This is a genomic window from Pseudomonas sp. Root71, assembly GCF_001429045.1.
Lineage (GTDB): Bacteria > Pseudomonadota > Gammaproteobacteria > Pseudomonadales > Pseudomonadaceae > Aquipseudomonas > Aquipseudomonas monachiensis.
On record NZ_LMHY01000012.1, the window covers coordinates 358,589 to 377,046 of the forward strand.

18 protein-coding genes, 1 tRNA gene and 1 pseudogene are annotated in these 18,458 nt (G+C 59.6%); 14 read left to right on the top strand and 6 right to left on the bottom strand.

What is annotated here, in order from left to right; all coding sequences use genetic code 11:
- The first annotated feature begins 310 nt into the window (after positions 1–310).
- From ASD95_RS11725 to ASD95_RS11735, 3 genes are all read left to right on the top strand, one after another.
- Positions 311–1,516, top strand: coding sequence for an acetyl-CoA C-acetyltransferase (locus tag ASD95_RS11725; protein ID WP_056721855.1), 1,206 nt, complete (start codon positions 311–313; stop codon positions 1,514–1,516).
- 24 nt (positions 1,517–1,540) lie between these two features.
- The gene (locus tag ASD95_RS11730; RefSeq protein ID WP_056721857.1) at positions 1,541–3,685 is read left to right on the top strand and encodes a 3-hydroxyacyl-CoA dehydrogenase NAD-binding domain-containing protein; all 2,145 of its coding nucleotides are present in this window, start codon (positions 1,541–1,543) and stop codon (positions 3,683–3,685) included.
- 95 nt (positions 3,686–3,780) lie between these two features.
- Positions 3,781–4,509, top strand: coding sequence for an amidotransferase (locus ASD95_RS11735; RefSeq protein WP_056721859.1), 729 nt, complete (start codon positions 3,781–3,783; stop codon positions 4,507–4,509).
- A gap of 121 nt (positions 4,510–4,630) precedes the next feature.
- Here ASD95_RS11735 and ASD95_RS11740 read toward each other — a convergent pair whose 3' ends face one another.
- The 3 genes from ASD95_RS11740 to ASD95_RS11750 all read right to left on the bottom strand — a co-directional run bounded on the left by ASD95_RS11740 (position 4,631) and on the right by ASD95_RS11750 (position 7,389).
- A complete protein-coding gene (locus ASD95_RS11740) occupies positions 4,631–5,602 on the bottom strand; it encodes a magnesium and cobalt transport protein CorA (protein ID WP_056721861.1) in 972 nt (323 codons plus the stop codon).
- A gap of 160 nt (positions 5,603–5,762) precedes the next feature.
- Complete coding sequence (locus tag ASD95_RS11745) at positions 5,763–6,485, bottom strand: lysophospholipid acyltransferase family protein (protein ID WP_056721863.1); 723 nt, start codon at positions 6,483–6,485, stop codon at positions 5,763–5,765.
- 214 nt (positions 6,486–6,699) lie between these two features.
- The gene (locus tag ASD95_RS11750) at positions 6,700–7,389 is read right to left on the bottom strand and encodes a crotonase/enoyl-CoA hydratase family protein (RefSeq protein ID WP_008048453.1); all 690 of its coding nucleotides are present in this window, start codon (positions 7,387–7,389) and stop codon (positions 6,700–6,702) included.
- A gap of 308 nt (positions 7,390–7,697) precedes the next feature.
- Here ASD95_RS11750 and ASD95_RS11755 point away from each other — a divergent pair.
- The 9 genes and pseudogenes from ASD95_RS11755 to ASD95_RS11790 all read left to right on the top strand — a co-directional run bounded on the left by ASD95_RS11755 (position 7,698) and on the right by ASD95_RS11790 (position 11,361).
- Positions 7,698–7,787, top strand: a tRNA-Ser gene (locus tag ASD95_RS11755).
- Positions 7,788–8,077: 290 nt separating this feature from the next.
- Positions 8,078–8,731, top strand: coding sequence for a hypothetical protein (locus ASD95_RS11760; RefSeq protein WP_156385704.1), 654 nt, complete (start codon positions 8,078–8,080; stop codon positions 8,729–8,731).
- Positions 8,732–8,747: 16 nt separating this feature from the next.
- A pseudogene (locus ASD95_RS29790) lies at positions 8,748–8,925 on the top strand (6-aminohexanoate hydrolase); the annotation flags it as partial.
- On the top strand, positions 8,922–9,242 hold the full coding sequence (locus ASD95_RS11765; RefSeq protein ID WP_056721868.1) for a YbjQ family protein: 321 nt from the start codon (positions 8,922–8,924) through the stop codon (positions 9,240–9,242). The pseudogene ASD95_RS29790 and the gene ASD95_RS11765, both read left to right, overlap by 4 nt.
- Before the next feature lie 146 nt (positions 9,243–9,388).
- Positions 9,389–9,577 (top strand): hypothetical protein, encoded by a 189-nt coding sequence (locus tag ASD95_RS11770; protein WP_056722301.1) that lies wholly within the window; start codon positions 9,389–9,391, stop codon positions 9,575–9,577.
- Positions 9,578–9,889: 312 nt separating this feature from the next.
- Positions 9,890–10,258: a hypothetical protein gene (locus tag ASD95_RS11775; RefSeq protein WP_007988063.1), complete on the top strand. Its 369-nt coding sequence runs from the start codon at positions 9,890–9,892 to the stop codon at positions 10,256–10,258.
- Positions 10,259–10,371: 113 nt separating this feature from the next.
- Positions 10,372–10,839, top strand: a complete 468-nt coding sequence (locus ASD95_RS28595) for a YMGG-like glycine zipper-containing protein (RefSeq protein ID WP_082562897.1) — start codon at positions 10,372–10,374, stop codon at positions 10,837–10,839.
- Positions 10,840–10,855: 16 nt separating this feature from the next.
- Positions 10,856–11,038, top strand: coding sequence for a hypothetical protein (locus tag ASD95_RS11785; protein ID WP_056721871.1), 183 nt, complete (start codon positions 10,856–10,858; stop codon positions 11,036–11,038).
- A gap of 107 nt (positions 11,039–11,145) precedes the next feature.
- Complete coding sequence (locus ASD95_RS11790) at positions 11,146–11,361, top strand: hypothetical protein (RefSeq protein ID WP_056721873.1); 216 nt, start codon at positions 11,146–11,148, stop codon at positions 11,359–11,361.
- Between the two features lie 24 nt (positions 11,362–11,385).
- On the opposite strand, the gene ASD95_RS11795 is transcribed toward ASD95_RS11790, so the two are convergent.
- A complete protein-coding gene (locus ASD95_RS11795) occupies positions 11,386–14,580 on the bottom strand; it encodes an RHS repeat-associated core domain-containing protein (protein ID WP_442965837.1) in 3,195 nt (1,064 codons plus the stop codon).
- A 412-nt stretch (positions 14,581–14,992) separates the two neighbouring features.
- Here ASD95_RS11795 and ASD95_RS11800 point away from each other — a divergent pair, with 412 nt between their 5' ends.
- A complete protein-coding gene (locus ASD95_RS11800; RefSeq protein ID WP_056721875.1) occupies positions 14,993–15,688 on the top strand; it encodes an HAD-IA family hydrolase in 696 nt (231 codons plus the stop codon).
- 154 nt (positions 15,689–15,842) lie between these two features.
- Here the strand turns inward: ASD95_RS11800 and ASD95_RS11805 are convergent, their stop codons facing one another.
- A complete protein-coding gene (locus ASD95_RS11805) occupies positions 15,843–16,589 on the bottom strand; it encodes a 3-oxoacyl-ACP reductase family protein (RefSeq protein ID WP_056721876.1) in 747 nt (248 codons plus the stop codon).
- A gap of 124 nt (positions 16,590–16,713) precedes the next feature.
- Between ASD95_RS11805 and ASD95_RS11810 the strand changes: the two genes are divergently transcribed.
- Positions 16,714–17,637: a LysR family transcriptional regulator gene (locus ASD95_RS11810; protein ID WP_056721879.1), complete on the top strand. Its 924-nt coding sequence runs from the start codon at positions 16,714–16,716 to the stop codon at positions 17,635–17,637.
- 71 nt (positions 17,638–17,708) lie between these two features.
- Here the strand turns inward: ASD95_RS11810 and ASD95_RS11815 are convergent, their stop codons facing one another.
- Positions 17,709–18,449, bottom strand: a complete 741-nt coding sequence (locus ASD95_RS11815; RefSeq protein ID WP_056721880.1) for a phosphoadenylyl-sulfate reductase — start codon at positions 18,447–18,449, stop codon at positions 17,709–17,711.
- Positions 18,450–18,458: the final 9 nt, after the last annotated feature.

Below are 18,458 nucleotides of genomic sequence, written 5' to 3' on the forward strand. Positions count from 1 at the left end.
AGTGACGAGCGCCTCGGCAAAACCCGACGACAACTTCGTACAAGTTCACCTTAGAGCCCGCGTTAAGCTTGGCTTAGATCCATTTCGTATGGTGTTCTTGCGATTCGCTTTTAAAAAGGCATGAGGCATATTGCCAGCTTCTTTGGCGCCCGTTGGCTAGACAGCTTGGTGTCCTGAATGGTAGCTGACTACCGTTCGTCTGAGCGTGAGCGTCAACGTCTGTGAGCGCTGCGGTCATTGAATCAAACGCGGCTCGGGCCAAGAGTGGGCACTCGGTATTTACCCACCTGCACTGCGGTTCGAGGACGTCATGACCCAAGCATTGATTTTCGACGCGTTACGCACGCCCCGTGGCAAAGGCAAGGCTGATGGCGCCTTGCACAGCGTCAAACCGGTGAACCTGGTGGCCGGTTTGCTCACCGCACTGCAGCAGCGCACGGCACTGGACACCAGTCAGGTCGATGACGTGGTGCTCGGCTGCGTGACACCGGTTGGCGATCAAGGTTCCGACATCGCCAAGACCGCCGCTCAAGTGGCCGATTGGGATGTCAGCGTGGCGGGGGTACAGATCAACCGGTTCTGTGCTTCGGGGCTGGAGGCTGTGAACCTCGGCGCGATGAAAGTGCGTTCAGGCTTCGAAGACCTGGTGGTGGTCGGTGGTGTCGAGTCGATGTCCCGGGTGCCGATGGGCAGCGATGGCGGGGCCTGGGCGCTGGACCCGGCGACCAACCTGCACAGTCACTTCACGCCACAGGGTGTGGGTGCCGACCTGATCGCCACCCTTGAAGGCTTCAGCCGTCAGGATGTCGATGCCTATGCGCTGCATTCCCAGCAGAAGGCCGCGCGGGCGCGAGCCGACGGTTCGTTCAACAAATCGCTGGTGCCGGTGCAGGACCAGAACGGCATCATCCTGCTCGATCACGATGAGTTCATCCGCGCCGATTCGACCCTGGAAGGCCTGGGCAAGCTCAAGCCGAGTTTCGAGATGATGGGGCAGATGGGCTTCGATGCCACCGCGCTGCGGGTCTACAGCCATGTCGAGCGGATCAACCATGTTCACACCCCCGGCAACAGCTCCGGGATTGTCGATGGTGCGGCGCTGATGCTCATCGGCTCCGAAGCCAAGGGGCGGGCTCTGGGCTTGCAGCCCCGGGCGCGGATTGTCGCCACGGCAGTCACCAGCACCGATCCGACCATCATGCTTACCGGCCCCGCGCCAGCGACCCGCAAGGCGTTGGCCAAGGCCGGGCTGCGGGTCGAAGACATCGATCTGTTCGAGGTCAACGAGGCGTTCGCGTCGGTGGTGTTGAAATTCATCAAGGACATGGCCGTCGATCCGGACAAGGTCAATGTCAATGGCGGTTCAATCGCCATGGGCCACCCGCTGGGCGCCACCGGTTGCGCCATTCTCGGCACGCTGCTCGATGAACTGGAAGCCCGACGCCTGCGCTATGGCCTCGCGACCCTGTGTGTCGGCGGCGGCATGGGCATTGCCACCATCATTGAACGCCTCTGAGCCCGGACTTCAAGGAATCCAGTTATGAACGAAGCTATTCGTTACGAAAAAGGCCAGGACCAGATCGTCGTCCTGACCATCGACATGCCGGGCCAGAGCGCCAATACCATGAACGCGGTGTACCGCGAGGCCATGGCGGACTGCGTTGCGCGCCTGGTGGCCGACAAAGACAGCATCGCCGGTGTGATCATCACCTCGGCCAAGAAGACGTTTTTCGCTGGCGGCGACCTCAACGAACTGATCAAGGTCGGCAAACCCCAGGCCAAGGCCTTCTACGACATGGTGCTGAACCTCAAGGGCCAGTTGCGCGCCCTGGAAACCCTAGGCAAGCCCGTGGTCGCCGCGATCAATGGCGCTGCATTGGGCGGCGGCTGGGAAATCTGCCTGGCCTGTCATCACCGTGTGGCGCTGGACAACCCGTCGGTGCAACTCGGCCTGCCGGAAGTCACCCTCGGTCTGCTGCCGGGCGGCGGAGGCGTGGTGCGCATGGTGCGCATGCTCGGCCTGGAAAAAGCCCTGCCTTATCTGCTGGAAGGCAAGAAGGTGCGGCCACAACAGGCATTGCAGGCGGGGTTGATCGATGCGCTGGCAAGCGATCACGAAGACCTGTTGGCCAAGGCGCGGGAATGGATTCTGGCCAATCCGGCGGCAGTGCAGCGCTGGGACGTGAAGGGCTACCAGATTCCGGGCGGCACACCGTCAAACCCGAAAGTCGCCCAGATGCTGGCGATTGCACCCTCGATCCTGCGCAGCAAAACCCAGGGCACGATGCCCGCGCCAGAGAAAATCCTCTGCGCGGCGGTCGAGGGCGCCCAGGTGGATTTCGATACGGCGCACCTGATCGAAACCCGCTACTTCACCGAACTGACCACCGGCCAGGTCTCGAAGAACCTGATCGGCACATTCTGGTTCCAGCTCAACGAAATCAATGCTGGCGGCTCGCGACCTCAAGGTTTTGCGCCTTATGTCACCCGCAAGGTCGGCGTGCTCGGTGCCGGGATGATGGGCGCCGGTATCGCGTTTGTCAGTGCATCGGCGGGAATCGAGGTGGTACTCAAGGACATCAGCCTCGCGGCGGCTGAGAAGGGCAAGGCGCATTCGGCGGCGCTGCTGGACAAGAAGGTCGCTCGCGGACAAATGAGCATCGAGCAACGCGACACCGTTCTATCACGCATTCAAACCAGCGAAAGCGATGCCGACCTGGCCGGTTGCGACCTGATCATCGAGGCCGTGTTCGAGGATCGAGATTTGAAAGCCAAGGTCTCGTTGGCCGCGCAGAAGGTCGTCGGCGCGGACGCGGTGATCGCCTCCAATACCTCGACCTTGCCGATCAGCGGCCTGGCGTGTGCCGTGCCCGACCAGAGCAAGTTTATCGGCCTGCATTTTTTCAGCCCCGTGGAAAAAATGCCGCTGGTGGAAATCATCAAGGGCGCCAATACCAGCGACGAAACCCTGGCACGCGGCTTCGATTACGTCCTGCAAATCAGGAAAACCCCGATTGTGGTCAACGACAGCCGCGGTTTCTTCACCTCAAGGGTGTTCGGCACCTTCACCAATGAAGGCATCGCCATGCTGGGCGAGGGCGTGAGCGCGGCGATGATCGAGACTGAAGCGCGCAAGGCCGGCATGCCGGTAGGGCCGCTGGCGATCTCTGACGAAGTGTCCCTCAGCCTGATGAACCATATCCGCCTGCAAACCGCCAAGGACCTGCAAGCAGAAGGCAAACCGCTGACAGAACACCCGGCATTTTCCGTGATTGACTTGCTGCTCAATGAATTCAAGCGTCCGGGCAAGGCTGGCGGCGGAGGTTTCTACGAGTATCCGGCGGGCGGCCAGAAACACCTGTGGCCTGAATTGAAAACCCGCTTCGAGAAAGCCGACGGGCAGATTTCGCCCAAGGACGTGCGTGATCGCCTGCTGTTCGTGCAAGCCATCGAAACCGTGCGCTGTGTGGAGGAGGGGGTGTTGACCTCGACGGCGGATGCCAACGTTGGCTCGATCTTCGGCATCGGTTTCGCCGCCTGGACCGGCGGTGCGCTGCAGTTCATCAACCAGTACGGCGTGCAGGACTTTGTGGCCCGCGCCCAGTATCTGGCCACGCAGTATGGCGAGCGGTTCGCGCCACCCGCCTTGCTGCTGGAGAAGGCTGCCAAAGGGGAGGCGTTCTAAGGGGGAGATGATGCATTTCTGGGCTTGCCTTGTCACAGCGTTTCAAGGCAGGCTCTGGGGTGTGCATTATTCCCATCACGTGTCAGGTATTTTTTATGTCGTTACGCATCTGCATTCTGGAAACCGACCACCTGCGTCCGGAATTGGTTGACCAATATCAGGGCTACGGGCAGATGTTCAAACACCTGTTTTCGCAGCAACCGATTGCCGCCGAGTTCACCGTCTACAACGTGGTGCAGGGTGAATACCCAAGCGACGACCTGACGTTCGACGCCTACCTGGTGACGGGCAGCAAGGCCGACTCCTTCGGCACCGATCCGTGGATCGAAACCCTCAAGAAATATCTGCTGACCCGCTACGAGCGCGGCGACAAGTTGCTGGGCGTCTGCTTCGGTCACCAGTTGCTGGCGTTGCTGCTCGGCGGCAAGAGCGAGCGTGCGACCCAAGGCTGGGGCGTCGGTACCCACAACTACAAGTTGGCCGCCAAGGCGCCATGGATGAGCCCTGTGCGCGAAGAGCTGACGCTGCTGATCAGCCACCAGGACCAGGTCACGTCGTTGCCGGAGAACGCCACGGTCATCGCTTCCAGCGATTTCTGCCCGTTTGCCGCCTACCACATCAACGACCAGGTGCTGTGCTTCCAGGGGCATCCGGAGTTCATCCACGACTACTCCCGCGCCCTGCTTGAAATTCGCCAGCAGGCACTGGGTGAGCAGGTCTATTCCAAAGGTATCGCGAGCCTGGAACAGGAACACCATGGCACCACGGTTGCCGAGTGGATGATGCGGTTTGTCGCGCACAAGCCAGCAGCCAAAGCGGTATAAAAGCTAAAAGCTTCGCGAGCAAGCCCGCTCCCACAGTGGTTCTTTGGTGTTGCAGAGATCCAATGTGGGAGCGGGCTTGCTCGCGAATGGGTCCCCCGGTTTTCAATGTAGACACACAGCCCTACAGCCACCCCGATTTCTTGAAACTCGCCCACAACCCCAGACAACCCACTGTAATAAACCCCAGCACCCCGAAATACCCGTAGTGCCAGGTCAACTCCGGCATGTTCTGGAAGTTCATCCCGTAGATCCCCGCCACCGCCGTCGGGAAGGCCAGGATCGCCGCCCAGGCCGCAAACTTGCGTTGCACCACGCTCTGGCGCGAGGCTTCCAGCAGCACCCCGATTTCAATCGTCTGGCTGGCAATATCCGCCAGCGTCGTCAGGTCTTCCATTTGCCGCGTTACATGAATCTGCACATCGCGAAAATACGGGCGCATGTTCTTGTCGATGAACGGGAAGCTCAGTCTCTGAAGTTCCTCTCCTATCTCGATCATCGGGGCCACATAACGACGCAAGCGCAACACATCACGGCGCAGGCCATGCAGCCTCTGGATGTCGTAGTCATTCAGCGAGCCGCACAACACATTGCCTTCCAGCTCATCGATCTCCGCGTGAATGGCTTCGCCCATCGGCTGGTAGTTTTCGATCACGAAATCGAGGATGGCATAGAGTACGAAATCTTCCCCGTGCTCAAGCAATAGCGGACGCGCCTCACAGCGTTGACGGACATGGGCGTAGGATGCCGAGTGACCGTTGCGCGCAGTAATGATGTAGCCATTGCCGGCAAAGATATGCGTCTCGATGAACTTGAGTTTGCCTTCATCCCGGATGGGCGAATACGTCACGATGAACAGCGCATCGCCGAAGGTTTCCAGTTTCGGTCGGCTGTGTTTTTCCAGGGCGTCTTCAATCGCCAGTTCGTGCAGGTTGAACTGGCGTTGCAGGTTGTAGAGTTCCTCGGCGTTCGGCTCCTCAAGGCCGATCCAGACAAAATGCCCGGGCTTTGCCGCCCAGGCGGCGCCTTCGTCAAGGGTGATATTGGTGACTCTCTTACCGGCGCTATAAACCGCAGCAGCAACAACTCTACCCATGATGGTGGTTCACTTCTTATGGCAGCTTTCAATTGGCAGCAAATGCAATGGCAGTGTGGATCAGCTTAGCCTCGCAGTGTTTGAGAGTCAGTTAAATCTGCCGAGTTCTGGGCAAAGATGCGCAGGCAAAAGAAAACCCGCACCAGGCGGGTTTTGTTTTTCAGGCGGCTTGCAGTTGCCGGTCCATCGATTCGATGCATTCACGCATCTGCTCGCGGCACTGGGCGATCAGCAGGGGCATGTCGTCCAGGCTCAAACCGGCGGTGGGGATCGCCGGCAACGAGCGAATCAGGATTTTCCCGCTGCGCCAGCGGTTCAATTGCATGTGTTTGACGTAACTGCTGACACACACCGGGACAATCGGCACCCCGGCGGCAATGGCCATCTGAAAGGCGCCTTTCTTGAAGGGCAGCAAGTCCTCACCCAGGTTGCGCGTGCCTTCCGGGAAAACCCAGATCGAGGTGTCTTTGTTTTGCAGGGTGTGGGTGGTGGTCAGCATCGACTGGCGCGCCTTGTGCGCATTGCCACGGTCGATCAGTACATTGCCGGCCAGCCAGAACAACTGCCCGAACAACGGTACCCACTTCAGGCTCTTTTTGCCGATGCACACGGTACGGCGCGGCACCACGTTGCCGAACACAAACAGGTCATAGTTGGACTGGTGATTGGCGATGATCACGCAACTGTCGGGTTTATCCATCAACGGCCCGACTTCGGCCTTCACCCGCAAACGCAAAATACACATGGCCGGCCATGCGTACAGGCGTGCGCACAGGCGGCTGTTATCCGGATTGAATGGTCGACACAGGCCGAGAATCACTCCCAGCACGCCCGCCACGATAAAGTGCAGGCCCATCAATGACATACGGAACAAAAACAGCATCTACAGGCCCCACCGGGACAAAAGGTGGCGCAGTGTACGGATGTGCACTGTATTCGGCAATTGCTCCCAGGGAAGTGGGAGGTGGCCGATGTTTGAGCTGATGTTTCCGACTATTTGGTCAGATGCGGTCTAGAGCGTTTACAGACGTTTAACACGGATATGTATGAAAAAGCCCGACACGACGGTCGGGCTTTTCGTTGCAGCAGATCCGGGCTTAACCCAAATGTTCCTGGTCCTGGATGATCGCGTTGTCCAGGGCCTCCAGAAGCGCTTTGCGCACTTTCAGTTTGGTGTTCTTGTGCGCAGTCATGTTGATCTTCTTCAACTGACGAGCCGCCGCCAATGCCGCGCCTTGCAGTTCTTCAGGCGAAACCACGACATCAAGGAAACCGGCCGCCACGGCGCCTTGTGGATTGAACATCTCGCCGTTGACCACCGAGCGCTGCAACGCCACTTTGTTCAGGCGGTCACGGGCAATCTCGATGCCCGCGTGGTGCATGGTCATGCCAATCTGCACTTCGTTCAGGCCAATGCTGAACGCGCCTTCTACGCCGATGCGATAGTCGGCCGACAACAGCAGGAACGCGCCCTTGGCCACCGCATGCCCCGGGCACGCCACGATCACCGGGAAGGGGTGCGACAGCAGGCGGCGGGCCAGGGTCGAGCCGGCGGTCACCAGTGCCACGGCTTCCCTGGGGCCGGCCGTCATCACCTTCAGGTCATAGCCGCCAGAGAGAATGCCCGGCTGGCCGGTAATGATCACCACCGCACGATCGGTCACGGCCCGATCCAGCGCAGCGTTGAACTCGGCAATCACATCCGGGGAGATGGCATTGACCTTGCCATTGCTCAGGGTCAGGGTCGCGATACCGTCTTCGAGATGGTAGGAAATCAACTCACTCATGACGCTATTCCTTTCAATAAAGTTGGGCAGACGTTACCCACCGCCGCAGGCCAGGTAAAGCGCCGTGACTGACCCGCCAGTCACCCTTTGCCCGCCCGCCAGGCGTAGCCCGCCGTGCCTGCTGCGCATTCCCGTCTATATAGAAGAGGGCACGAAGCCGGAGATTGGCCGGTTTGCCATGGCCCGGAACGACCGGAAACGCTGAATCGCGTTAACCGCATGAAAATTCTGAAAAAAATGTTTGCCATCGGAAATGCTTTCGACTACATTAGCGCGCCTCGACAGACAGAACTTGTTTGAAGAGATACGGTGAAGTGTCCGAGTGGCTTAAGGAGCACGCCTGGAAAGTGTGTATACAGGAAACTGTATCGAGAGTTCGAATCTCTCCTTCACCGCCAAATTCTGTAAACACAAACCCCCGACTTTCCTGGAGAAAGTCGGGGGTTTGTGGTTTTTGGCGTCTGAAAAAGAGCGATAGGGAAATGCTGCCGGATCATGTTCCCGTTCGTATGCCCCATCTACTCCGCAATCCGGCCCCAAATACATCATCGCGCCGATATCCAAGCCAAAACGAAGCAAGCGTAAGGTCCTTCGCAACTCACGGAGCTCTCCTACAGCCAGAGCGAGGGCGCCTCGATATGCTGCTTCCTATGCATGACACAGTTTTTGAATAGGGTTTTGCGCAAGAATGAGCATTGAAATAAAGAGCATGATCAAGGCTGCCGTGTTGATTTTTGCGGTGTGGCTTGCGCAGTTTCTCGAGCACGAGACTCTGACGGCTTTAATTTTTACGACTGTATTTTCATGTGGTGGGTATTTTGCTTTTTGCAACCGCAAGAATATCAGTGCTTTTGCAAAGAAATGGCCAAGCTCCCTGGCCTACACAGCAATCGTTTTTTACATTTGTAAAATCGTAGCGGAGAAAACCATCAACGCTACCACTGGAATTGAAGTCGAAAATATCAGGTACGCCTCGACAATCGGTGGTGTCATTTTATCTGTACCCATTTCACTGCTGTTGATCAGCATTTGCATGCTCGTCTGTTGGCAGATGAAGGCGTTGTTTGGTGTGCCGATTGGCGCGTCTGCCGAAGAACGCGTTCCAGGGCTGAAGATCTTCTTCATCGGGACCCTGATGGGAGCCGGCATGCTCGCTTCATCACAAGTTGATCCTTTAATCCGGTATGCGGTTCTCGCTGACGCGTCCAAGGTCACGACCTGCGGGCCAGTGGAAAATGACGTTGTCTACATCCGAAAAAACCCGGATACCTGTTCCAGGATCCACGTGAATCTTTTTAAGGGCATCTATGACTTCAGCGATGTACCGGCGAAATCCAACTGAAAGTTCAGAGGAGGGCGGGGCGTTCATGGCGCGTGGTTTCCATGGACAGCGCATCTATGTCGACCCGAAGGCCGAGAGGGGTCATCGTCCGCTACGCATCCCACCCGGTGGCCAGCAACTCGGCCAACGATCCCGTTACCTTGCCGGCGTTTGATGCGTTGGCTGAATATCTGAACAGGAAGGAGCATCAATGATCATCACCACGACCCACGCCATCGAAGGCCGGCAAATTACCGCCTACCTGGACATTGTCAGCGCCGAGTCGGTGCAAGGGATCAACGTTGTCCGTGACGTGTTTGCCGGGATGCGTGACTTTTTCGGCGGGCGCTCCCAGACACTGGAGCGAGCGTTGAAGGAAGCACGCATTCAGGCCACCGATGAGATCAAGGAACGGGCGCAGGCGCTTCAGGCGGACGCGGTGGTCGGGCTTGATTACGAGATCAGCATGCCGGCCGGCAAGGGCGGGATGGTCGTGGTGTTTGTGACCGGGACGGCGGTCAAGTTGCGGTGAAAGGTCAGAAGCCATTCGTCGGTCACGGGAAAATCAGAACGGCAGGTCCGTTAGTGACCGACTAGTCTGAAACACCTTGGCGATTGATATTCTTTCAGGCAAAGGGCTTGCCGGTGTCGATCGCGCGTTTTGAAAGGGGTGAAGAGATGGCTGATCCATATATCGAGGACGATGGCGCAGAATTTCCGATCAACAACTCCGTGCGGTGTGGTCAGACCCAGTATGTGGCCAGTTTCGGCGAGGACCAGACTGAGATCGACAAAATCAAGACCAGGGCGTGCCGGGTACTGAAGGGCAAATTTTTACCCAAGGTGACAGCACCGGTCCGGAAGTAATCGAGCGTGAGGCAGACCCCGTCAAAGAGCGGGGTTTTTCATGCCTGAAAAGTTTTATGACATTTTTTTGAAGGGGGTGATTTTTCACAAACTTTTCACAGTGCCCTCCTTAATCTCGACTCATCCGTTAGAAAGCAACACCTGGCCCGTTTCCCCAGCGGGCTTTTTTTTGTCCGCGATAAAACCTTTTCGGTAAACGCTGTCCAACCGTCGCCAATCGCGAAGTTGGACCGGCGTGCTGGACTTTATCCGCGCAAAAGCATTCAATCTCGCCCCCCTTTTTGTATACCCCTATTTTTTGAGGTTTATGTCATGCGTTTAACACTGCCCGCTCTGGTTCTGGGGCTTCTGGTTGCTCAAGGTGCAATGGCTGGCGACGGCACTGCCGCGCTGGGCGGCGGCTTGGGCGGCGCATTGGGTAATGTGGTCGGCCAGAAGATGGGCGGCAGCACTGGCGCTGCGATTGGTGCGGGTGTCGCTGGTGCGGCGGGCAGCGCAGTTGCCGCCAAAAAAGGCCATCGCACCAGCGCTGCCATCGGTGGCGGTGTCGGCGCGGCCGGTGGTTCGGTGATCGGCAATAGCCTTGGCGGCAAGTCCGGTGCCACCATCGGTGCAGGCCTGGGCGGTGCATTGGGCGGCGGCGTAGGCAGCAACCTGGCCAATGGTCACAAGCGCCACTGATCCTGATACGGATTTGAAAAGAGCCCGGCTTGATGCCGGGCTTTTTCTTTTATGAACGTTTCTCGCAGCAGCAACTCAAATCTTCCATACCCTGGAAGAATGCGAGGCGTGCCATGAACCCGGAAACCAACGGCAAAAAAAACGGAAGCCTGAATGCTCGGCTATTGATGGTGCCTGCGATTGTTTTTGGATTGCTGGTCTCTCAGGTGGCGCTGGCGGGAGGTAATGGAGATGCCGCGGTAGGCGGTGGTCTTGGTGGGGTGTTGGGCAACGTTGTCGGTGGCCAGGTGGGCGGCAGTACGGGTGCAGCGATTGGTGCAGGTGTCGGCGGAGCGGCCGGCAGTGCGATTGCCGCGCCCAAACGCAGTCGCACCGAAGCGGCGGTAGGCGGTGGTTTGGGCGCGGCGGGTGGATCGGTGGTCGGCAACAGTCTTGGCGGCTCGACCGGATCGGCCATCGGCGCAGGCCTCGGTGGTGCAGCCGGTGGTGCGGTCGGCAATGATCTGGGGAGTGACAGCGGTCATTCCCATTCCGGTAACGGTTATAAACACTCGAACAAGCACCACAAAAAGCATCACTAGTTAAGCGAGGCATCCCATGACTGCGAAAAGCGAAGGCAAGGAAGAAAAGGGCCCGAGCGGACTGCCGTCTATCAACGATCCCGGCAATGAAGATCCGGGGTCGCTGATGGATGATGCGACGGTGCCGCTTAACGATGCTGATGATTTGGGCGATGTGGGAAATATCGAGTTTGACGATGAGGAAGAAGACGAAGATTGATCGAGCCGTGCTGGCTGATTAACCGGTTGTCCAGCTGAACGAACACGTCCGTCGCCCGTTCCTCGCCAAGTCGTGGCCTGCATTTCAGGTCACACGAGAGGTGAGCTATGAAGACTGATCGGAAAGTCCCCGACGTTGATGAAACACCGGAGTATCCGCTGCCGTCGCCTACCGACTCCTTGAGCCGCGACCAACGACCGCCGGACGATGATGATGCAGGTGTGGAGCAGGTTCCGAGCGACGATGATGACGATGATATAGAGGCCGACCCAGAAGAACGGGACGATGGCGCGGGTGAGCCAGCCATTACGAAGCGACAGTGAGCCAGCCCGGGGCCGATTGCTTCGTTAAGGCGTCGGTCCGAGGGATTCAAACCCGGTTGAAAACATTTCCCGGAGCTCCCGTGAGTCTCCGTGAAGCACGTATTTATTTGATCGTTCTGGAGAGGGCGCATCAGGCTCTCCCTCATCAACTTTTACCCCTCCTTCCTCATACGGCGCCGAGCATCCTGGCTTGTACGCCCACGGACAATTCCCGCCCAGCCCCAGTGGATCCAACCACCCCGTCGGGTTCCGGGTGTACCGATAGGGGTTCAACCCACCGGCCAGCTTGACCGGATCCTGCGTCAGATAGCGACCGATGTCGGGATGGTAGTAGCGATGGCGGTTGTAGTGCAGGCCGCTCTCTGCGTCGAAGTATTGCCCCTGGAACCGTAGCGGTTGTTCGAGTCGCTCGCCGTCGCTCACTTCGCGGAGTTTGCCGTGGGCGGTGTATTTCGTCGACCAGACGATGGCGCCATCGTAGCTGGTCAGTTCCTGCGGGGTGCCGAGATGGTCGAGTTGGTAGTAGAACGGGCGGACGTCTGCCCGGCCCTTGCCGTCGAGCAGCGCCAGCGGGCGGAAGCTGCCGGGTTCGTAAACGTAGCTGCGGTAGTGCCAGGGAGCGCTTTCGGCGATGAGCTGGTCGCCTTGCCAGAAGAGTTGCGTGGTCTGGCCGTCGACGGTTTTGCGGATGCGCCGACCGAAGGCGTCGTAGCGGTAGCTGACACTTTTACCGTCCGGGGTGTTGACGCCAATCAGGCGGTGCTGGCTGTCGTAGGTGTATTGGGTGACCTGGGGCGGCATACCGCGGCGTTCACGGATCAGGTTGCCGAAGGCGTCGTAGACGTAGTGGCTGTCGCAATGGCGGTGCAGGCGGTTGCCCTGGAGCACGAACGGGCCCGGACGGCCGTGGATCAGCAGGTTGCCGGCCGGGTCATGGGTGAAATTCTCGGCGAACTGGTCGCGGGCGTGGCGTACGCCGGTCAGGCGGTCGAGCGAATCGTATTGATAGTGGCGTTGGCCCTGACGGCTGTCGGCAATCTGCAGCAGATTACCCTTGGCGCTGTAGGCATACTCGCGGTGGTACAGCGGTCGTTGCTTTTGGCTGACCGTATGGACCTGCAAGCGGCCCTGCTCGTCGTAGGCGTAATCGCTGAGCAGCAGACCCTGTTGGCGTTGCTGTTCGCGCCCGCGGACAAAGCGGTGGCTGGTCAGGCGCGTGCCATTGAGATCGATGGCAGTGAGGACGCCCCCCTTGGCGTGGTGGTAGACAAGGACACAGTCGTCCGGCAGGCGCAGCCGCTTGAGCCGGCCGCAGGCATCGTAGCCGTAATGCAGGGTGCCCCAACCCTGATGCTCGGTGATCAGCCGGCCCTGGCGGTCGTACTCGAACGCCAGCGGATGGTCCTGGCCGTCATCGACGCCAACCAGTCGCCCACAGTTGTCGTGGTGGTACTCGACCTTGATCCCGTCGGGCAGGGTCTTTAGCAATAAGCGCCCGGCGCTGTCACGTTGGTACTGTGTGACGAGTTGCGAACCGTCGTCGCCGAACTCGGTTTTTTCCAGCAACCGGCCATTACCGTCATACGCATACGCGGTACGACGGCCATCGAAGCCGGTTTCCTGTCGGATCAATCCGCCGGGCGTGTAGTCCAGCCGATAGGTGTCGCCGACCTCGTTTTCGATCTCGGTGAGCAACAGTTGCGCATGGTCGTAGCCGTACTTCAGTGCGCTGCCGTCGGGATTGATCCGACGGCTGACCAAGTGCAGGTCGTCGGCGTATTCGTAACGGGTTACCCGTCCCAGTTCGTCGGTTTCGGCGGTGACCTGGCCATAGGCGTTGTAGCGATAGGCTCGGCAGGCACCGGTGGGCAGCGTGGTCCTGATCAGTCGTCCCGCGGCGTCTGACTCATAGCCGGTGACGGTACCGTGTTCGTCCTGCCGGGTAATCCGCCGGCCCAGCACATCGTAGGAAAAGGATCGCAGGGCACCGTCCGGCAAGATCTCCTCCAACAGTTGCCCCAAGGCGTTCCAGACAAACCGGTGACCGCTCTGGTCGGGGAATCGAATTGTCAGCAAGCGCCCCTGCGGGTCGTAGATATAGCGAGTGATCTGCCCGTCGGGATCGGAGACGGCAGTGATGTCACCCCGGGCATTGCGCTGACAGGTCCACGCCGCCTGACCACGGGTGAGTGTGCGCAGGAAACCGTGGCGATAGTCACAGGACATGGGCGTCTCATCGGGCGCAAGCTGCGCGACCAACCGGCCGACTTCGTCATACTGGTATTCGGTGACGGCACCGAGGGCGTCCTGCTCGGCGATCAGGTGGCCCTGATCGTCGTAGGCCTTGTGCAGCTCTGCGCCGTCGGGCCCGACCTGGCGCACCAACCGTGCGCGATCGTCGTGAACGTAAATCTCTTCGCTGCCGTCGGCGTTGTTCACCGTCACGCCGCCTTGATCGTCCCAGGCGTAACGCGCCTCCATCTGCATAAACGAGGCCCAATGATGGATGCAGCGGACTGCTTTGCCGGAGCGTTCCCACGCCCAGAAGAAGCTCGCACCGCCGGCCAGTTGCCGTTGCAGGATGACGTGCCGTTCGTCGTAGTCATAGCGTTCGCTTTCACCTGCGGCGTTGGTTGCCTCGATCAAGCGCTGGCGGGCGTCGTAGCGGTAACTGACCAGGGTCTGTTCGGTGCGCCAGGTGTTCACCTCGGGGTCGCCGCGCTGAAGCACCTGGTAGTCGACGGCCACCAGGTGCTTGAGGTCGTAACGCAGCAATAAGGCGCGGTCGGCGCCGTTGTCCAGGCGCTGGATCCGGTCACAGCGGTCCCGTTGCACCGTCAGGCGGTTGCCGTAGGCGTCGCTGATCGCGCTGAGCCGGCCGTCATGAAAGTGGTAGAACCGCGCGCGGTCGCCGGCCAGGGCGAGGATCAGTTCGTCCGGCTTCCCCCCGAGGTAAATCGTCGCCCGCGACAGGCTGTTGTGGATCACCGGGCGCTCCGTCGTTGGTCGTGGAAACGGCGTGCGACGGTTTTCGGGGTCGATCCACAGCACTTGCTCGCCGTGGAGTTCCAGGTGCTGGGACAGCGAATTGCTCCAGCCAAAACCGAGGCCGTTGTCGATTTCGACGGCGCTGGTGCGGTAGAGGCGGGTGAAATCGAAGGGTAGGATCCCGTCGAGGGTGCCGTCGGTCAGGGGCAGCAGTCCTTCGCCGGTAACCATCGACACTGTGCCGTTATGGGTGGCAGTGCGCTCGATGGTGTCGGCGCTGTCGCCGTTGGGGTTTTTCGCCTGTCTGGAGGCGTCCTCGTGGCGTTCATGCCTGCCGGAGCCAAGTGTCAGGGAGCCGCTGGCGGGGCATGCCAATACCTCTTGGGGATCGAACATCTGCTGTCTTTCGCTTGGCGGAGTGTGGAGCGCGAAACTCTGCGGGGGATCGGCAAGGAAAGAAGTCGGGAAAGGTGGCGCTTGCTGTAGGGCGATTCGCTTAATCGCGGAGGACCATTGGGCGTCGAACGGGATTTGATCATTGCCCTGGACCGGCGGCGCTCGCTATGCTGCTGAATCCTTTAATCCATAGGGCATCGGCCGTACCTGAGCTGCCCCGGATGCCTTAGAAAACGGATCAGATGCGATGAATGCACCACTGAAAGCATTCGGCCCGATCAGGGCCGTGATTTTCGATATGGACGGTCTGTTGCTGGATACAGAGGGCATCTACACCGAAGTCACGTCCATCATTGCCGCGCGTTACGGCCGGACGTTCGACTGGAGCATCAAACAGAACATCATTGGCCGGGGCGCGGGCGATCTGGCGCGCTATGTGGTTCAAGCGCTGGACTTGCCGATCACGGCGCAAGAGTTCCTGGTGATCCGCGAGCCGCTGATGCGCGAGCGTTTTCCTACAGCACAGGCAATGCCCGGCGCACAGGAGCTGGTACGGCATTTGAAAGCCAACAATATTCCCATTGCCGTGGGCACCAGTTCCTCGAGCCAGTCGTTTGGCCAGAAAACTACCTTGCATCGCGACTGGTTCGCCTTGTTCGACTTCATTGTCACCGCCGATGATCCCGAGGTAGGCGCGGCCAAACCGGCACCGGATATTTTCCTGACGGCGGCGCGGCGCCTGGGTGTTGCACCGCAAGATTGCCTGGTGTTCGAGGATTCGCCCTTTGGTGTCACTGCGGCGAAAGCGGCGGGGATGACGGCGATTGCGATTCCGGATGCGGCAATGGCCGACGCCAGGTACGCACATGCCGATGGCATTCTTCGTACGCTGAAGGCGTTTGTGCCGGATGCATTTGGTTTGCCGGCGCTTGAATGGGCCTAGCTAAAAAAAGACGGGTCGACACTGGCAAATGTGGGAGCGGGCTTGCTCGCGAAGGCGGTGTGCCAGGCAATATTGATGTCGTCTGATTCACCACTTTCGCGAGCAAGTCGGATCGCCGCACCGCCGCTCCCACATTGGGTTTGCGTTTAACGCTTCAGGCGCCGAAACCACCGTCGATGGTCAGGCTGGCCCCGGTGATGTAACCGGCTTCAGGGCTGACGAGGTAGGCGACGAAGCTGGCAATCTCTTCGGCCTTGCCGTAACGGCCCACGGCCATCAACGGGATCAGGCTTTCCGCAAAGTCACCCTCGGCCGGGTTCATGTCGGTGTCGACCGGGCCCGGTTGGACGTTATTGATGGTGATACCTTGCGGGCCGAGATCACGGGCCAGGCCTTTGGTCAGGCCGACCAGTGCCGATTTGCTCATGGCGTACGGGCCGCCACCGGCGAAGGGCATGCGGTCGGCGTTGGTGCTGCCGATGTTGATGATGCGACCACCCTCGGTCATGTGCCGGGCGGCGGCCTGGGTGGCGATGAACACGCTGCGCACGTTGATGGCCAGGGTCTGGTCGAAGTCTTCGAGTTTGAACTCGGCCAGTGGTGCTACCGCCAGTACGCCGGCATTGTTGACCAGGATATCCAGGCGACCGAAGGCTTCTACCGTGGCGGACACGGCACCGCGGATGGCGTCGGCGTCGGCGCTGTCGGCCTTGATGGCCAGGGCCTTGCCGCCCTTGGTGGTGATGCTGTCTTGCAGTTCTTCGGCCTTGGCCGTGGAACTGACATAAGTGAAGGCAACGGTCGCGCCTTCAGCGGCCAGGCGCTTGACGATGGCGGCGCCGATACCGCGGGAACCACCTTGAATCAATGCCACTTTGCCGCTGAGGTTCTGAGTAGTCATGTCGATCTCCAAATCCCGAGGCGAGATGTCCCGGTTGATGGAGCCTAGTATCGATTCAGGATTACCTGCTGTGTAGACCATAATTGCGATAGTCTGTATAAACCAAAAGTTTATAGTGGCGCCTATGGAAACCTTCAGCAGTATCGAATGCTTTGTGCGCAGTGCCGAGGTCGGCAGCTTTGCTGAAGCGGCGCGTCGCTTGAGCCTGACACCGGCGGCGGTGGGCAAGAGCGTTGCCAAACTCGAGGCGCGCCTGGGTGTCAGATTGTTCCAGCGCAGTACTCGCAGCCTGACCCTGACGGAAGCCGGTCAGTTGTTTCTTGGTGAAGTCAGCGGCAGCCTGCACACGATCCAGAATGCCGTGGCCAATCTCGCCAGCGCCGGAGGGCAGCCGGCGGGCACCCTGAAAGTCAGCATGGGGACGGTATTCGGCTGCCTGTACATTGTGCCGATGCTCGGCGAGTTTCTGCGACGATTCCCGGCGATCAACCCGGACTGGCACTTCGACAATCGCCAGGTCGATCTGATCGGGCAGGGTTTCGACGCGGCAATCGGCGGTGGCTTCGAATTACCCCAGGGCGTTGTTGCACGCCGACTGAGTCCGGCGCATCGGGTGTTGGTGGCTACGCAGGACTACCTGGAGTCACATGCGGCGATCAGCGAGCCAGATGACCTCAAGCACCATGACGGGATTCTGATTCGTTCGCCGCAAACCGGTCGGGTGCGCTCCTGGCAGTTGACCCATCGCAATCAGCAACACAGTCCGTTGACGCTCAAGGCGCGGATGACCATGAGCGATTCCGAGGCCGCCTGCGCCACGGCCGCGCAGGGTCTGGGCATTGCGCTGGTGAGCATGCCGTTTGCCGCGGGCTATCTGGAGTCGGGCAGGTTGCAGCGGGTGTTGCCGGACTGGTACATCGACGACGGCTACACCTCCATCTATTACGCCGAACACAAACTGCTGCCCGGCAAGACCCGGGCGTTTGTCGAGTTCGTCATTGAGCAGTTTGCCGAGCGGGGGTTGGGGCAGAGGTTTAGTGCTGTTTGAGCCAGTCTTGAAACCGGGGAGCGGCCATCGCGAGCAGGCTCCCACAGAGGGGGATTTCACAAGGCTTGGGATCAGGCTTTTGACTTGCTGATGATATTCCCCGCATGCAGCCCGCATTCCTTCTGCGTCGCTTCTTCCCACCACCAGCGGCCTTCGCGCTCATGCTGGTTCGGCAGTACCGGGCGGGTGCAGGGTTCGCAGCCGATGCTGATGAAACCGCGTTCGTGCAGGCTGTTGTACGGCAGTTCCAGCATGCGGATGTAGCCCCAGATCTCTTCGCTGGTCATTTGTGCCAGCGGGTTGAACTTGTACAGGGTGCGTTCCGGTGTGGAGAACGCGGTGTCGATTTCCATCACCGCGACGGCGCTGCGAGTACCGGGGCTCTGATCCCGACGCTGGCCGGTGGCCCAGGCCGTCACGCTGGACAGCTTGCGGCGCAGCGGTTCGATCTTGCGGATGCCGCAGCATTCACCATGGCCATCCTTGTAGAAACTGAACAGGCCTTTCTCCTTCACGAAGGGTTCAAGTTTCGTGTAGTCCGGCGACACCAGTTCGATGTCGATCTTGTAGTGCTCGCGCACCTGATCGATGAAGCGGTAGGTCTCGGGGTGCAGGCGGCCGGTGTCGAGGCTGAACACCTTGACGTTCTTGTTCAGCTTCCAGGCCATGTCCACCAGCACCACATCCTCGGCGCCGCTGAAAGATATCCACAGGTCATCGCCAAACTCGGCAAATGCGAGTTTCAGAATGTCCTGGGCGGACTTGTTGGCATAGGTCGTGGCGAGTTCCACGACGTCGAACGTTGGGCTCATCAGGGCGGC

Bases quoted from the DNA above. Each gene is read 5' to 3' on its own strand.
- ASD95_RS11770 (WP_056722301.1), top strand. From the start codon at position 9,389: ATGGCTGATCCATATATCGAGGACGATGGCGCAGAATTTCCGATCAAC.
- ASD95_RS11730 (WP_056721857.1), top strand. From the start codon at position 1,541: ATGAACGAAGCTATTCGTTACGAAAAAGGCCAGGACCAGATCGTCGTC.
- ASD95_RS11810 (WP_056721879.1), top strand. From the start codon at position 16,714: ATGGAAACCTTCAGCAGTATCGAATGCTTTGTGCGCAGTGCCGAGGTC.
- ASD95_RS11760 (WP_156385704.1), top strand. From the start codon at position 8,078: ATGAGCATTGAAATAAAGAGCATGATCAAGGCTGCCGTGTTGATTTTT.
- ASD95_RS11815 (WP_056721880.1), bottom strand. From the start codon at position 18,449: ATGAGCCCAACGTTCGACGTCGTGGAACTCGCCACGACCTATGCCAAC.
- ASD95_RS11800 (WP_056721875.1), top strand. From the start codon at position 14,993: ATGAATGCACCACTGAAAGCATTCGGCCCGATCAGGGCCGTGATTTTC.
- ASD95_RS28595 (WP_082562897.1), top strand. From the start codon at position 10,372: ATGAACCCGGAAACCAACGGCAAAAAAAACGGAAGCCTGAATGCTCGG.
- ASD95_RS11745 (WP_056721863.1), bottom strand. From the start codon at position 6,485: ATGCTGTTTTTGTTCCGTATGTCATTGATGGGCCTGCACTTTATCGTG.
- ASD95_RS11795 (WP_442965837.1), bottom strand. From the start codon at position 14,580: ATGGTTACCGGCGAAGGACTGCTGCCCCTGACCGACGGCACCCTCGAC.
- ASD95_RS11790 (WP_056721873.1), top strand. From the start codon at position 11,146: ATGAAGACTGATCGGAAAGTCCCCGACGTTGATGAAACACCGGAGTAT.
- ASD95_RS11735 (WP_056721859.1), top strand. From the start codon at position 3,781: ATGTCGTTACGCATCTGCATTCTGGAAACCGACCACCTGCGTCCGGAA.
- ASD95_RS11750 (WP_008048453.1), bottom strand. From the start codon at position 7,389: ATGAGTGAGTTGATTTCCTACCATCTCGAAGACGGTATCGCGACCCTG.
- ASD95_RS11805 (WP_056721876.1), bottom strand. From the start codon at position 16,589: ATGACTACTCAGAACCTCAGCGGCAAAGTGGCATTGATTCAAGGTGGT.
- ASD95_RS11725 (WP_056721855.1), top strand. From the start codon at position 311: ATGACCCAAGCATTGATTTTCGACGCGTTACGCACGCCCCGTGGCAAA.
- ASD95_RS11740 (WP_056721861.1), bottom strand. From the start codon at position 5,602: ATGGGTAGAGTTGTTGCTGCTGCGGTTTATAGCGCCGGTAAGAGAGTC.
- ASD95_RS11775 (WP_007988063.1), top strand. From the start codon at position 9,890: ATGCGTTTAACACTGCCCGCTCTGGTTCTGGGGCTTCTGGTTGCTCAA.
- ASD95_RS11785 (WP_056721871.1), top strand. From the start codon at position 10,856: ATGACTGCGAAAAGCGAAGGCAAGGAAGAAAAGGGCCCGAGCGGACTG.
- ASD95_RS11765 (WP_056721868.1), top strand. From the start codon at position 8,922: ATGATCATCACCACGACCCACGCCATCGAAGGCCGGCAAATTACCGCC.